The 14732-nt window shown below is 70.9% G+C and carries 10 protein-coding genes; 7 read left to right on the top strand and 3 right to left on the bottom strand.

Going from position 1 to position 14732, the window contains the following annotated elements; genetic code table 11:
- Positions 1-114: 114 nt before the first annotated feature.
- From aroC to AACH11_RS15375, 3 genes are all read right to left on the bottom strand, one after another.
- Positions 115-1206: a chorismate synthase gene (gene aroC / locus AACH11_RS15385; RefSeq protein ID WP_341375118.1), complete on the bottom strand. Its 1092-nt coding sequence runs from the start codon at positions 1204-1206 to the stop codon at positions 115-117.
- 187 nt (positions 1207-1393) lie between these two features.
- On the bottom strand, positions 1394-1864 hold the full coding sequence (locus AACH11_RS15380; protein WP_341375117.1) for a CBS domain-containing protein: 471 nt from the start codon (positions 1862-1864) through the stop codon (positions 1394-1396).
- Between the two features lie 181 nt (positions 1865-2045).
- Entirely contained in the window at positions 2046-2921 is an 876-nt protein-coding gene (locus AACH11_RS15375; RefSeq protein ID WP_341375116.1) for a hypothetical protein, read from the bottom strand.
- A gap of 205 nt (positions 2922-3126) precedes the next feature.
- On the opposite strand from AACH11_RS15375, the gene argA reads away from it, so the two are divergent.
- The 7 genes from argA (at position 3127) to AACH11_RS15340 (ending at position 14695) form a co-directional block, all read left to right on the top strand.
- On the top strand, positions 3127-4467 hold the full coding sequence (gene argA, locus AACH11_RS15370; RefSeq protein WP_341375115.1) for an amino-acid N-acetyltransferase: 1341 nt from the start codon (positions 3127-3129) through the stop codon (positions 4465-4467).
- A 69-nt stretch (positions 4468-4536) separates the two neighbouring features.
- Positions 4537-4809: an oxidative damage protection protein gene (locus AACH11_RS15365; protein ID WP_341375114.1), complete on the top strand. Its 273-nt coding sequence runs from the start codon at positions 4537-4539 to the stop codon at positions 4807-4809.
- A 238-nt stretch (positions 4810-5047) separates the two neighbouring features.
- Positions 5048-5377 (top strand): H-NS histone family protein, encoded by a 330-nt coding sequence (locus tag AACH11_RS15360; RefSeq protein ID WP_341375113.1) that lies wholly within the window; start codon positions 5048-5050, stop codon positions 5375-5377.
- 442 nt (positions 5378-5819) lie between these two features.
- Positions 5820-8798: a bifunctional diguanylate cyclase/phosphodiesterase gene (locus tag AACH11_RS15355; protein WP_341375112.1), complete on the top strand. Its 2979-nt coding sequence runs from the start codon at positions 5820-5822 to the stop codon at positions 8796-8798.
- Positions 8799-8852: 54 nt separating this feature from the next.
- Entirely contained in the window at positions 8853-11087 is a 2235-nt protein-coding gene (gene dnaG / locus AACH11_RS15350) for a DNA primase (RefSeq protein WP_341375111.1), read from the top strand.
- A gap of 317 nt (positions 11088-11404) precedes the next feature.
- Positions 11405-13636: an RNA polymerase sigma factor RpoD gene (gene rpoD, locus AACH11_RS15345; RefSeq protein WP_341375110.1), complete on the top strand. Its 2232-nt coding sequence runs from the start codon at positions 11405-11407 to the stop codon at positions 13634-13636.
- A 117-nt stretch (positions 13637-13753) separates the two neighbouring features.
- Positions 13754-14695 (top strand): adenylate/guanylate cyclase domain-containing protein, encoded by a 942-nt coding sequence (locus tag AACH11_RS15340; protein WP_341375109.1) that lies wholly within the window; start codon positions 13754-13756, stop codon positions 14693-14695.
- The last annotated feature ends 37 nt before the right edge of the window (positions 14696-14732 follow it).

The raw sequence follows: 14732 nt of genomic DNA, 5'->3' as shown, positions 1-14732 counted from the left end.
ACAAACGGCCCTCACACCGCTCCCGCTGCGCATCGGCTCCCGCCTCCTCGCGCCACTGCGGCAATCAGCAGCCATGCGCTCCCCACGGTCGATCGGCGGTTCGTTCACGGCTTGTCAGGGCGCGATCGGCGGCACCGGCAGCTGCACGTCGCCGCACTGCGCGCGGTGGCGCAGCGCATGATCCATCAGCACCAGCGCCAGCAGCGCCTCGGCGATCGGCGTCGCGCGGATGCCGACGCAGGGATCATGGCGGCCGTGGGTCTCGACCGTCTGCGGCTGGTTGGCCCGGTCGATCGACGGCCGCGGCAGGCGGATCGAGCTGGTCGGCTTGATCGCCAGCGAGACGACGATCTCCTGGCCGGTGCTCAAGCCGCCCAGCACGCCGCCGGCATGGTTGCTGGGAAAGCCCGCCGGCGTCAGCGGATCGCCGTGTTCGCTGCCCTTCTGCGTGACGCAGCCGAAGCCGGCGCCGACCTCGACGCCCTTGACCGCGTTCAGGCCCATCATCGCGTGGGCGATGTCGGCGTCCAGGCGGTCATAGAGCGGCTCGCCCCAGCCCGGCGGCACGCCGCGGGCGCGCACCTCGATGCGCGCGCCGCAGCTGTCGCCCGACTTGCGCAGCGCGTCCATGTAGGCCTCGAGCTCGGGCACGATGGCCGCGTTCGGCGCGAAGAAGGGGTTGTTCGGGATCTCGGCCTCGTCGACGCAGGGGATCGCGATGTCGCCGAGCTGGCTCATCCAGCCGGAAAAGGTGATGCCGTGCTGCTGCGCGAGCCACTTGCGCGCGACCGCACCGGCAGCCACGGTCGGCGCCGTCAGCCGGGCCGACGAGCGGCCGCCGCCGCGCGGATCGCGCACGCCGTACTTGCGCCAGTACGGGTAGTCGGCATGGCCGGGGCGGAAGGTGTCCAGCAGGTTGCCGTAATCCTTGCTGCGCTGGTCGGTGTTGCGGATCAGCAGCGCGATCGGCGTGCCGGTGGTCAGGCCCTCGTAGGTGCCCGACAGGATCTCGACCGCATCGGCCTCGTTGCGCTGGGTGACGTGGCGGCTGGTGCCGGGACGGCGACGGTCCAGCTCGGGCTGGATGTCCTCGACCGACAGCGCCAGCCCCGGCGGACAGCCGTCGATCACGCAGCCGATGGCCGGGCCGTGGCTTTCGCCGAAGTTGGTGACGCGGAACAGTTCGCCGAGGGTGGAGCCGGACATGGACGCAGCAGCAGGGGCCAGGGAAAAGGCGCAGCCTCAGGGCGCCGCAGGCTCCGCGCGCCCGGCCTGAAGGGCGGTCACGGATCCCCGATCGGCGAGGCTGAAAGAACGGACGCCCGCGGACCTGAGGGTCACGCGGGCGCCGGATTGTCGCAGCAGCGGCGCCCGCGGGCGCCGTGCAGAGGTCTCAGAGCTTGGGTTCGGCGGTGGCCGCGCCCTCTTCCTCGACCGGCCAGTCGCGGATGTAGGCCTTGAGCATGCGGTTCTCGAAGTCCTGGCCGTCGACGACGGCCTTGGCCACGTCGTAGAACGAGATCACGCCCATCAGCGTGCGGCCGTCGAGCACCGGCATGTAGCGGGCATGGCGGCCGAGCATCATGCGGCGCACCTCGTCGATCTCGGTCTCGGGGGTGCAGGTCAGCGGCGCGTCGTCCATCACCGTGCGCACGGTGAGCGAACCGACCGAGCCACCGTTGCGCACGATGGCGGAGATGACCTCGCGGAAGGTCAGCATGCCGACCAGATCGCCGTGGGACATCACCACCAGCGAGCCGATGTCGTGCTCGGCCATGGTGCTGACGGCGTCGGCCAGCGCATGTTCGGGCGCGACCGTGTACAGCGTGCTGCCCTTGACGCGCAGGATGTCGCTGACTTTCATGGGAAATCTCCAGAAGAAGCAGGTGAAGTGGAATCGGATCCGCCCGGGCATGCACGCCGGAGGATCCGGCCGCGCCCGTCACGCCCGGCGTGACAACTTCACGGGCAACATAGCACACAACCCGCGGGGTGCGCACCCAGGGTGCGCCCCAGCGCTGACGCGCCGCGGCGGCCCGTGGGGCTCAGCCGCCACGCGCTGGGGGCGGGGGTGGCGGCTGCCAGCGGCTCAGGCCGATGACCACCTGGTCGCCATCCTGCAGCACCAGCACGCTGCGGTTCACGCCAGAGGCCGGATCGGCCACCATCAGCTGCCACTGGCCCGGGCCGGCCGCGTTCTCCTGCACGGTCAGGCGGGTGCTGCCCGACAGCAGCCGCTCACGGTAGAAGGACACGACCTTGGCCAGCTCGTCACCGCTGCGCAGGCCGGCCGCCATCCACTGGCCCGAGCCGCCCTCGTCCATGCGCTGGCTGTCGGAGGGGTTCTGGCGCGCCCCGGGGTAGAACGGCAGGTCGAGATCGCGCTCGGAGACCTGCGCCGAGCCACCGGTCGCACCGTAGAGCGGACCCGGCCCCTGCGCGGCCCCACGCCCGGCGCCGGGCGCATCGCTGATGCTGGCGGGGGTGTAGATCGCCGGCGGCAGCGCGGAGGCCTCGGAGGCCGATGGCGCGGCCTCCGTGATCGCGGCCGGCGGCGGCACGGCGGCCGCGATCACCGGCGCCGGCTGCGCAGCCCCGGCCTGCTGCACGGCCGGCAGCGGCACCACGGGCGCCACCGGTCGCCCCCACCAGGCGGCAGCGGCCAGCAGCGCGACCGCCGCCAGCAGCGCGACCGCGGCCTCCCGCCGCTGGTGGCCGCGCAGCCGGCGCCGCTCCTCGCGCCGGGCGCGCCGCCGGCGCCGGCGGTGACGCGCCGCCTGCGCGGCCTGCGCGGCCGCCTCGCGGGCCGCGTCCGGCGCGACCTCGTCCGGCGCGCGGACGGCGCCAGGCGGCACGTCCGCCGCCCCCTCGATCACCGCCGTCGACCGCACCGCGGACGCCGCCGCACGGTCACGGGACACACGATCGTCGACGCGGGCAGAACGAGGGACGGCAGGCGGCACGGACATCAGACGAAGACGGACGACGGGGGACGACCGGCGGGCGCACCTGCCCCGACCGACCCGGCCCCCCTGGATACAGCGCTATCGGCACGCCACGGGCCGCACCTTAGGACAGCCGCCCCACCGGACGCCATCCCTTGCTGCGGCACAATCGACCCTCATCATGAGCCTGGTCTTTCCGCATACCTTTGTTCCGTGGTTCCGGGCCGTGGCGCCCTATATCCACGCCTACCATGGCAAGACCTTCGTCGTCGGCATGACCGGCGAGTTGGTGGCCGCCGGTCGCCTGAACCATTTCGCGCAGGATCTGGCCATCCTGCACGCGATGGGCATCAAACTGGTGCTGGTCCACGGTTTCCGGCCACAGGTCAACGAGCAGTTGGCCGCCAAGGGCCATACCTCGCGATTCCACAAGGGCAAGCGGGTGACCGATCCGGTCGCCCTGGATTGCGCACAGGAAGCCGCCGGCCAGCTGCGTTTCGAGATCGAGGCCGCGTTCTCGCAAGGCCTGCCCAACACGCCGATGGCCAATGCCACGGTGCGCGTCGTTTCCGGCAATTTCCTGACGGCACAGCCGGTGGGCATCGTCGACGGCGTCGATTTCATGCATTCGGGCATCGTGCGCCGCGTCGACGCGGCGGCGATCCGGCGCGCGATCGACATCGGGGCCCTGGTGCTGCTCAGCCCCTTCGGTTTCTCACCGACGGGCGAGGCCTTCAATCTGTCGATGGAAGAGGTGGCCACCGCCACCGCCATCGCCCTGCAGGCCGACAAACTGCTGTTCATGACCGAAAGTCCGGGCATCCACGAGAATCCCGACGATCCGGAATCGGCGATCGACACCGAACTGGCACTGGCCGATGCGCGCCGCCTGCTGGCGCAGTGGCCGCAACCGACGCAGCCCAACGATCTGGCCTTCTACCTGCAGCACTGCGTGCGCGCCTGCGAAGGCGGCGTCGAGCGCACCCACATCCTGCCGCTGAACGTCGACGGCTCGATCCTGCAGGAGGTCTTCACCCACGACGGCATCGGCACGATGGTCGTCGACGAGAAGCTGGAGAGCCTGCACGAGGCCACGGCCGACGATGTCGGCGGTATCCTGCAGCTGATCGAACCCTTCGAGCGCGACGGCACGCTGGTGCGCCGCGAACGCAAGGAGATCGAGCGCGACATCGCCAACTACACGGTGATCGAGCACGACGGCGTGATCTTCGGTTGCGCCGCGCTCTATCCCTACCCCGAGGCCCGCACCGGCGAGATGGCCGCACTGACGATCTCGCCGCAGGTCCAGGGCCAGGGCGACGGCGAACGCATCCTCAAGCGCATCGAGCAGCGCGCCCGTGCCCAGGGTCTGGACAGCATCTTCGTGCTGACCACCCGGACCATGCACTGGTTCATCCGCCGCGGCTTCGTGCAGGTCGATCCCGACTGGCTGCCCGAAGCCCGCAAGCGCAAGTACAACTGGGACCGTCGCTCGCAGGTCCTGGTCAAGAAGCTGGGCTGAGCCCGCCGGACGTTCCGCGCCGCCTCCGGTGCGGCCGCCGGATCCCCACCACCTGAAGGAACCCACCCCATGGCACGAACCGTCCAATGCGTCCACCTCAAGAAGGAAGGCGATGGCCTGGACTTCGCCCCCTATCCGGGCGAACTCGGCAAGCGCATCTACGAACAGGTCAGCAAGGAAGCCTGGGCCCTCTGGCTGCGCCACCAGACCATGCTGGTCAATGAAAACCGCCTGAATCTGGCCGATCAGCGGGCGCGCCAGTATCTGGCCCGCCAGATGGAACGTTTCTTCTTCGGCGAAGGGGCCGAGCAACCCGCCGGCTACGTGCCGCCGCAGGCCTGAAACAGGCGATCCGGGGGGCGCGTCACGGGAGGCAAACCGTTCACAAGCGGTTTCAATCCGGCAAGATTCGATCTGGATTTCCCGATACAGGGACCACGACCCATCGCCGGCACCCGACCCCGGGACGCCGGCATTTGATGCCCTGAATCCAAGAATACCCGGGCAGGGACGAGAATCTGGTCCGCAGCGCGCATATACTGCGCCGCACCTGTCCATTGTTCTTTTTGGAGCCCCCCAAATGTCCGCCACCCTCCAGGAATTGCTCGCCCAACGCGCGGCCATCGAGAAGCAGATCGCCTCGGCCCAGCGCGAAGAACGCGAAGGCGCGCTGACCAAGATCCGCGCGCTGATGACCGAATACGGCCTGACGCCGGCCGATCTGGCCGCGAAGCCGGGAACGGCACGCGCGGCCGGTGGCACGCCGTCGCGCTCGACCGGCAAGGTCGCGCCGAAGTTCCGCAACGCCGCCACCGGCGAGACCTGGACGGGACGTGGCCTGCAGCCCAAGTGGCTGAAATCCGCGCTCGAAGGCGGCGCCAAGCTCGAAGATTTCGCGATCCAGGCCTGAGGGCCTGAGGGCCTGAGGGTCTCAGGGCCTGACACCGGCGGCCGGCCCCACCCGGCCCGGCGATCCCGGCGCGACGGTCAGGCCGTCGTCCGGTGTCTGCTCTCCACGACGCGGCGCTCTGGCGCCGCGTCGCGTTTCGTGGCGGAACGATGGCCCTCCCGACCGCACGGTCGGCCGCGACAAGGCCCTGTGCATGCTGCTTTGCGGGATGGGCGCCAGCGGGCCACCTCGCTAGCATCGCCCACGCCTCGCCGCGCGGCCGTGCGGCTGAAGGTGGCGCCCCGGATCCCCGGCGCGCTCCGCCGTCGTCGTCCGAACCTTGCGCGCTCCTTTTCCCTCGCCTGCCGTCGCTCCGCCCGAGCCCGTACCGCCTGCGGCCAGCCCCGGGCCGGAGGCCGACACACTGCCCGGCCCGAACAGCGACTCCCCACTGGCTCACCGGATGAACTGGATCATCCGGTGGTCGATCGCCTCGGCGCTGGGCGTGCTGGCGGGCTGGCTGGGTTGGCTGCTGCAGCCCACCGGCACGGCTGAGGCCCCGGGCGCACTCGGCCTGTGCTGGCCGGTCACCGGCGTGGCCCTGGTGCTGCTGATGCGCTGGGGGCCGACCACGGCCGCCGCGCTGTGGATCGGCGCCTGGGTCGGTCATGCCCAGGGCAGCGGGCTGTGGGGCCCGGCTGCCGTGCTCGCCGCTGGCGAGGTCGCCGGCGCCTGGGCCGCCGCCCGCTATCTGCGACGGCTGCCGGTGCGCAGCCGCATCGAGCGCCCGGAAGAGTTCTGGCTGCATGCCGGCGTCGGCCTGCTGGGCAGCAGCCTGGTGGCCGCCGGGGGCGCCGCGCTGGCCCTGTGCGCGCTCGGCCCCATGGGCGCGACCGCCCTGCCCGGTGTCGCCCTGTCCTGGCTGGCCGGCGCGATGTTCGGTGTGCTGATGATCGCGCCACCGGCGCTGTCCGATGCCGATGAGCCCGCGCCGGCCCGCTGGACACACCGTCTGGCCGTCCCGCTGGCGGTGATGCTGACCGCCGCACCGCTGCTCGCGCCGCCCGGGCTCGACGCGCTGCAGGCCCTGTGGCTGGCGCCGGCGCTGATCATCGGCACGCTGGCCATCCAGCGCGACGCGACGGTCGCCTCACTGGCCGCCAGCCTGAGCGCGGCCGTGCTCAGCCAGGCCGCGGCCGGCCAGCCGCCTCGGCTGGGCAGCTGGCAGGCCTGGGCACTGGGCTGCGGGCTGTGTCTGCTGGCGCTGGTGCCCGCCGCCCTGGTGCGTCGCCTGCGCGAGAGCGAGGCCCGCACGCTGCGGGCGCTGGAGGTGGCCGAGATCGGGGTCGCCGAATGGCAGCTCGATCAGGGCCTCTTCCACGCGACGCCGGGCTGGCATCGGCTGCTCGGCGACACCGATCCACAGGCCAGCCTGTCGCTGCAGGGCTGGCTGGCGCGCGCCCACCCGGAGGACCGCGAGGCGCTCAATGCGCTGCTGTCGCCACGGGACGGCGACACCGTGCTGTCCAGCCCCGACCACGAGACCCGGCTGCGCGTGGGTGAGCAATGGCGCTGGTTCGACGTCCACCTGACGGTGACCGAGCGCGATTCGGCCGGCGCACCGCGACGGGTGATCGCCTGCATCGGCGACATCGGCGATCGGCGCCAGGCCCGCGAGCGCGAGCTGCTGTCGGCCAACGTCTTCCATCACCTGCGCGAGGGTCTGGTCGTCACCGACAGCGAGCTGCGCGTGCTCGACGCCAATCCGGCCTATTGCCGGCTCAGCGGCCTGGGCCTGCCGGCGCTGGTCGGCCAGGTGCCGCCGCAGCTGCGCCGCGCGGCCGAGCGCGCCAGTGGCACCTGGCCCGAGCTGTGGACCGTGCTGCGCCAGCAGGGCCAATGGGAGACCGAGTTCCAGGACGGGGGCGGCGAAGGCACATCACCCGGCCGCACGCTGCACCTGACGCTGTGGAGCGTGCGCACCCCACACGACAGCCCGCGCTACCACGTGATGATCGCCAGCGATGTCACGGAGCAGCGTCTGCAGCGCGAACTCATCGAGCGCCAGGCCCACTACGACGAGCTCACCCGCCTGCCCAACCGCGCCCGACTGGGCACGCTGCTGACCGAGGCCATGGCCGCCACCGAGCGCGACGGCGACCTGCTGGCGGTCTGCTACCTGGACCTGGACCATTTCAAGCTGGTCAACCAGCGCCACGGCCACGAGGCCGGTGACGCGCTGCTGGCCGAGCTGGCCAGCCGGCTGCGCGGCGCGCTGCGCCACCGCGGCCCGTCCTGGCACGACACGGTCGCCCGCCTGGGCGGCGACGAGTTCGTGCTGCTGCTGCGCGTGGGCTCGGTCCACGAGGCCCGTTCGGCGGTACAGCGCGTGCTGCGCGTGGTCGCCCGGCCCTTCCTGCTCGGTGGCCTGGACGAGCCGGTGCTGATGACGGCCAGCATGGGGGCGACCATCCATCCGCTGGACCACCATGACGCCGAGACCCTGCTGCGCCATGCCGATCACGCGATGTACGGCGCCAAACAGGCGGGCCGCAACGGCTTCCTGTTCTTCGATCCGGAGTCCAGCCGCCGCTCCGAGGAGCGCATGCTCGCCATCGGGCGGGTGCAGGACGCCCTCGACGGCGACGAACTGCTGCTGTACTACCAGCCCAAGGTCGACCTTCGGGCCGGCACCGTGGTCGGACTCGAGGCGCTGCTGCGCTGGAACCATCCGGAGTACGGCGTGGTGCCTCCGGCGCAGTTCCTGCCCCTGATCGAGCACACCGGGCTGTCGGCACGTGTCGGCGACCACGTCATCGCGCGCGCCCTCGACCAGCTCGACCAATGGCATGCACAGGGCCTGCCGCTGTCGGTCAGCGTCAACATCACCGGCCGCCACCTGCAGGAGAGCGATTTCGCCCAACGCCTGGCCGAGCTGCTGGCCCGCCATGAGCGGCCGCTGGGCAACCACCTCGAACTCGAGGTGCTGGAGACCGCGGCGCTGACCGACATCGACTTCACCAGCGCCCTGCTGGAACGCTGCGCGGCCCTCGGCGTGCGCTGGGCGCTCGATGACTTCGGCACCGGCTACTCGACCCTGACCTACCTGAAGCGGCTGCCGGTCAGCATCCTCAAGATCGATCGCAGCTTCGTGCAGAACATGCTGTCGGACAGCCAGGATCGGGCCATCGTCGAAGGCGTGCTGCAACTGGCCCAGACCTTCGGCTGCGAGGTCGTCGCCGAGGGCGTGGAGACCCCCGCCCAGGCGCGCGCGCTGCTGGAGATGGGCTGCGACATCGGCCAGGGCATCGGCATCGCAGCGCCGATGCCCGCCGACGCGGTGGCCGCCTGGGTGCGCGAATGGAAAGGCCTGTTCGCGATCGGGCCGGCACCCGCCACGGCCACGCCGCAGACCGACGGCCCGGCACTGTCCGGCGACTGAACCCGCGACGTCCGTCGCATCGGCCCGGCACCCGGCTTCGCTAGACTCCCGCCCGTGCTGCCCCAAGGTTTTCTCCAGGATCTGCTGTCGCGCGTCGACATCGTCGACGTCGTCGGCCCCCATGTCGAGCTCAAGAAGGCCGGCATCAACCACAAGGGCCTGTGCCCGTTCCACGGCGAGAAGTCCCCGAGCTTCATCGTCAGCCCCTCGCGCCAGACCTACCACTGCTTCGGCTGCGGCGCCCACGGCGATGCGCTCCGCTTCCTGACCGAGCACCACGGCATGGCCTTCATGGACGCCGTGCGCGACCTGGCCCAGCAGGTGGGCATGCAGGTGCCCGAACGCGACATGAGCCCGCAGGCCCGCGAACGGCAGGAAGCCGAACGGGCCCAGCGCGCGACCCTGACCGACGTTCTGGACAAGGCCGCCACCCACTACCGGGCGGCGCTCAAGGCCAGCCCGCGCGCCATCGGCTATCTGAAGAAACGCGGCCTGACCGGCGCCGTCGCCGCACGTTTCGGACTCGGCTACGCGCCCGAGGGCTGGCGCACGCTGGCCGGCGTGTTCCCGCGCTACGACGACCCGCTGCTGGTCGACGGCGGCCTGGTCATCGCCAAGACCGAGGACGGCGCCGATGGCGCCGAGGACACCAAGCGCTACGACCGCTTCCGCGACCGCATCATGTTCCCGATCCGCTCGGTGCAGGGCGACGTGATCGGCTTCGGCGGCCGTGTGCTCGACCAGGGCGAACCCAAGTACCTGAACTCGCCCGAGACACCGGTCTTCCACAAGGGCCAGGAGCTCTACGGCCTGTTCGAGGCCCGCCAGGGCCTGCGCCAGAAGGGCTATGCGCTGGTCGTCGAAGGCTACATGGACGTGGTGGCGCTGGCGCAGTCGGGCTTCCCGAACGCGGTCGCCACGCTCGGCACCGCCTGCACCGCCGAGCACGTGGCCAAGCTGCTGCGCTTCACCGATTCGGTGGTCTTCAGCTTCGACGGCGATGCCGCCGGACGGCGCGCCGCCGGCCGTGCGCTGGAAGCCGCCCTGCCGCATGCCAGCGACACCCGCACGCTGCGCTTCCTGTTCCTGCCGACCGAGCACGACCCCGACAGCTATGTGCGCGAGCTCGGCGCCGAGGCCTTCGACGCGGCCATCGCCCAGGCGGTCCCCCTGTCGGCGCAGCTGATCGCCCATGCCGCGGCCGATGCCGATCTGGAGACGGCCGAGGGGCGCTCACGCATGCTGGCCCAGGCCGGACCGCTGGTGGCCCTGCTGCCCGAGGGCCTGCTGCGCGAGCAGGTGGTGATCGAGCTGGCGCAGCGCGGCGGCATCGACGTCGAGACCCTGCGCAAGCACTGGGAACGGCAGGCCGCCAGCCGGCCCGGCGCGCGCACGCGCAGCGCCGACGAGGCCGCCGGCCGCCAAGGCGCACCGGCACGCCCGGCCGGTGAGACCCGCGATGCCCCGCCCGACGTGGCCGGCGGCTGGATGGACGAGGGCGGCGCCTCCGAAGAGGCCGCGGCAGCGGCCGCCTGGAGCGCCGGCATCCACGGCGGCGCGTCCCGCGGCGACGGCGGACAGGGCCCGGGCCGCGCATCCGATGGCGGCCAGGCCTACGGCTACGGCGGTCAGGGCGGCTACGGCGGGGGTCAGGGCGGTGGCTACGGCGGCGGCTCCGGCTGGAACGGCGGCGGCCGCAGCACCGGTGGACGCTGGAACGGCGGTGGCCGCGGCGACGGGCGACGCGACGGTGGCGGACGCGGCCCCTGGCGCGGCCGCGACGGCGACCGTGCCCGCTACGACCCGATGGCCGGCCCGCGCCAGCCCCCTCCGGCCACGGCCACCCTGCTCGACCGCTGCGCCTGGCTGCTGGCCCGCCACACCGGGCTGTGGCTGGCCGAGCCGCTGGACACCCACGAATTCCTCGCCGCCCAGCCCCTGCCCTACGGCCGCTACTTCGGCGCCCTCGAGCGGATCGTGCACGACCTGGGGCCGGTCACCCGTGAGGCCCTGTTCGCCGCGATGCTCGAGGACGCGGACGATGCCGACGTCCTGCAGCCGCTGCTCGCCCGGCTGGGCCGTTTCCACGATGTCGAGGACGACGAGGAGCCGGCGCTGCTGCTCGCGCAGATCCTGCAGCGCCTGCACCTCCACGCGGTGCAGGAGGAGATGAAGTGGCTGCTCGAATCCGGCGATCTGTCCGAGGCGGCCGCCCGCCGCCAGCGTGAACTCATCGACCTGACCAAGGCCCTGAAGGCCGGCCCGCCGGCCTCGTCCGAGCGCAGCTGACGGTATAATCCGCAGCTTGGCTGCGAATCTGCCCGCAAGGGCGGCGACAGCCGGCAGTCCCACGGTTCCGCAGGCATCCGGCCCGGGCCCGTACCGACGCCGTCACCGCGGCGACCGGATGCCCGGACCGGTCGCCGCCGCGTCCGACCGCCGCGGGACCACCGGTGGGCCGCCACCCCGGCACCGTCCGGCGCCGCCCGCGTCGCGACACCGGACGGCTGACCGCCGCAGCGACTGCCCCGATCCCGCCCCCTTTCCCCGCCCGCGCCCGGCCTGCCACCGCCCGCGCCGGCCGACCCGCCACCTTCAGGACCTGCATGAACGCGAAGAAGACCCCCGACGCCCTGGACGACGCCGAAGAACCCAAGGTCAAGACGACCCGGGCCAAGGCCGTCAAGGACGGCGCGGACAAGGCCGATGGCAAGCCGGCGGCGAAGAAGGCCGCAGCGAAGAAGGCCGCGGCCAAGACCACCACCGCCGCCGCTGCCAAGACCAAGGTCAAGTCCGAGGGCGAAGAGGACGATCTGGGCGACATCGAGGCCGACTTCATCGAGCCTGAAGCCGAAGGCGAGGCCGAGGCCACCCCCGAGGTCGTGGCCGTCGACAGCAGCGAGAGCGAGGCCAAGGCCAAGCCGCTGCGCATGAAGGTCAGCCGCGCCAAGGAGCGCGCGCTGATGCGCGAGTTCGGCCTCGACGAGACCACGCTGACCGAGGAAGAGGTCGCCAAGCGCCGCCTGGAGCTGAAGACGCTCATCAAGATGGGCAAGACGCGGGGTTTCCTGACGCACCAGGAAATCAACGACCACCTGCCCGAGAAGCTGCTGGACACCGAGATCCTCGAGTCCATCGTGTCGATGCTCAACGACATGGGCATCGCGGTCTACGAGCAGGCCCCTGACGCGGCCACGCTGCTGATCGCCGGAGGCTCGACCACCACCGCGACCGAGGAAGAGGCCGAGGAAGCCGCCGAGGCCGCGCTGTCGACCGTCGACTCCGAGTTCGGCCGCACCACCGACCCGGTGCGCATGTACATGCGCGAGATGGGCTCGGTCGAGCTGCTCACCCGCGAGGGCGAGATCGAGATCGCCAAGCGCATCGAGGGCGGCCTGCAGGCGATGATGGCCGCCATCAGCGCCTCGCCGCGCACCATCGAGGAGATCCTGGGCTACGCCGACAAGATCTCGGCCGGCACGATGCAGATCTCCGAGGTCGTCGACGGCTTCGTCGCCGAGGACGAGGCCGACGACTACGTGGCCGAGGAAGACTTCGACGAGTTCGACGAAGAGGACGACGACGACGGCAACGGTGGCTCCAAGGCCCTGACCAAGAAGCTCGAGGAGCTGAAGAACCAGGCCCTGGTGCGCTTCGGCGAGGTGCGCTCGCACTTCGAGGCCATGCGCGCGGCCTTCGACGCCAGCGGCTACAACTCGGCCGGCTACCGCCAGAGCCAGGGTCTACTGACGGCCGATCTGATGACGATCCGCTTCACCGTCAAGACCATCGAGCGCCTGTGCGACGTGCTGCGCTCGCAGGTCGATGACGTGCGGCGCTTCGAACGCGAGATCCGCAAGATCGTCGTCGACCGCTGCGGCATGCCGCAGGAACACTTCATCAAGACCTTCCCGCCGAACATCCTCAACCGGCAATGGGCCGAGGACGAGATCGCCACGGGCAAGGCCTACAGCGCCATCCTGGGCCGCAATCTGCCGGCCGTGCAGGAGCTGCAGCAGAAGCTGATCGACCTGCAGACCAACGCGGTCGTGCCGCTGGAGGATCTCAAGGAGATCAACCGGCAGATGAACGCCGGCGAGAAGGCCAGCCGCGACGCGAAGAAGGAAATGATCGAGGCCAACCTGCGCCTGGTCATCTCGATCGCGAAGAAGTACACCAACCGCGGCCTGCAGTTCCTGGACCTGATCCAGGAGGGCAACATCGGCCTGATGAAGGCGGTGGACAAGTTCGAATACCGCCGCGGCTACAAGTTCTCGACCTACGCGACCTGGTGGATCCGCCAGGCCATCACGCGCTCCATCGCCGACCAGGCCCGCACCATCCGCATCCCGGTGCACATGATCGAGACGATCAACAAGATGAACCGCATCTCGCGCCAGCATCTGCAGGAGTTCGGCTACGAGCCGGACGCGCCGACGCTGGCCGAGAAGATGGAGATGCCCGAGGACAAGATCCGCAAGATCATGAAGATCGCCAAGGAGCCGATCTCCATGGAGACGCCGATCGGCGACGACGACGACTCGCATCTGGGCGATTTCATCGAGGACACCAACAACACCGCGCCGATCGAGGCCGCGATGCAGGCCGGCCTGCGCGATGTGGTCAAGGACATCCTCGACAGCCTGACCCCGCGCGAGGCCAAGGTGCTGCGCATGCGCTTCGGCATCGAGATGTCGACCGACCACACGCTGGAAGAAGTCGGCAAGCAGTTCGACGTCACCCGCGAGCGCATCCGCCAGATCGAGGCCAAGGCCATCCGCAAGCTCAAGCACCCGAGCCGCTCGGACAAGCTGCGGACCTACCTGGACAATCTGTAAGCCTGCAGCAAGGCCCCGAGACCGGTCGCACACCGGCCGGTCACAAGCGAAGAACAGCGGCCCCCGAAGGGGCCGCTGTCACGTTTGGACCCGAGACCGGCACCGTACACTGCCCCCATGACCCGCATCGCCGAGAGGACTGTTCTGTTCGCCGACCTGCGCGGCAGCACGGCGCTGTACGAGAGCCTGGGCAATGCCGAGGCCACGTCGGTGGTCACGCACACGATCACCGCGCTGGGCAAGGCCGTCAGCGCCCACCAGGGCACGCTGATCAAGACACTGGGCGACGGGCTGCTGGCCGTCTTCGACGGCGCGGACCATGCGCTGGCCTCGGGCCTGCAGATGCACGAGCAGCTCGAGGACCTGGTCAGCCGCGGCCATGCGCGCGGCGCTTCCACCGGACTGCGCGGGCTGCGCCTGCAGGTGGCGATCGCGCGTGGCGAGATCGTCGAGATGGGGGGCGACTGCTTCGGTGACGCGGTCAACGTGGCCGCCCGGCTGCTGGACCATGCCAACGACAACGAGACCCTGGTCACCGCCCAGGTGCTGGCCGGCATCGACGACGAGACACGCAAGCGCTTCCGCAGCCTGGACTGGGTGCATCTGCGCGGACGGGCCGAACCGGTGATGGTGCATGTGCTGGGCGGCCGTCGCGGCGACCTGGCACCGACGCAGTTCGGCGAAGTGCCGACCACGCTCGAACCCGAGGCCGTACGCCTGTCCTGGCTCAAGCAGGAGGAGGTCTACGACGTGCAGCACCTGCCCTTGGTGCTCGGCCGCGGGCCACAGTCGTCGTTCCGGGTCGACGATGCGCGGGTCTCACGCTCGCACTGCCGCCTGGACTGGCACGGCGGCAGCTTCCTGCTGACCGACCTCAGCTACAACGGCTGCTATGTGCGCTTCGTCGGCAGCGACGAGGTGGTGGCCCTGCGCCGCAGCAGCTGCACGCTGCACGGCAGCGGCGTGATCGGTCTGGGCGGCTCGCCGAATGATCCGCTGGCACCCTGCGTCCACTTCGACGTCCTGTCCTTCGTCGACACGGTGCCGCACCTGAGCTGAACGACCGCGGGCCCTGCATCGGGTTTGACGCGGCAGC

This window comes from Pseudaquabacterium rugosum, assembly GCF_038066575.1.
Classification (GTDB): Bacteria; Pseudomonadota; Gammaproteobacteria; order Burkholderiales; family Burkholderiaceae_C; genus Pseudaquabacterium; species Pseudaquabacterium rugosum.
Note: the sequence above shows the minus strand (reverse complement) of the source record. Positions and strands in the feature narration are given on the sequence as shown.

Coding starts and splice junctions, on each gene's coding strand:
- aroC (WP_341375118.1), bottom strand. CDS start 1,206: ATGTCCGGCTCCACCCTCGGCGAACTGTTCCGCGTCACCAACTTCGGC.
- AACH11_RS15380 (WP_341375117.1), bottom strand. CDS start 1,864: ATGAAAGTCAGCGACATCCTGCGCGTCAAGGGCAGCACGCTGTACACG.
- argA (WP_341375115.1), top strand. CDS start 3,127: ATGAGCCTGGTCTTTCCGCATACCTTTGTTCCGTGGTTCCGGGCCGTG.
- AACH11_RS15365 (WP_341375114.1), top strand. CDS start 4,537: ATGGCACGAACCGTCCAATGCGTCCACCTCAAGAAGGAAGGCGATGGC.
- AACH11_RS15360 (WP_341375113.1), top strand. CDS start 5,048: ATGTCCGCCACCCTCCAGGAATTGCTCGCCCAACGCGCGGCCATCGAG.
- AACH11_RS15355 (WP_341375112.1), top strand. CDS start 5,820: ATGAACTGGATCATCCGGTGGTCGATCGCCTCGGCGCTGGGCGTGCTG.
- rpoD (WP_341375110.1), top strand. CDS start 11,405: ATGAACGCGAAGAAGACCCCCGACGCCCTGGACGACGCCGAAGAACCC.
- AACH11_RS15340 (WP_341375109.1), top strand. CDS start 13,754: ATGACCCGCATCGCCGAGAGGACTGTTCTGTTCGCCGACCTGCGCGGC.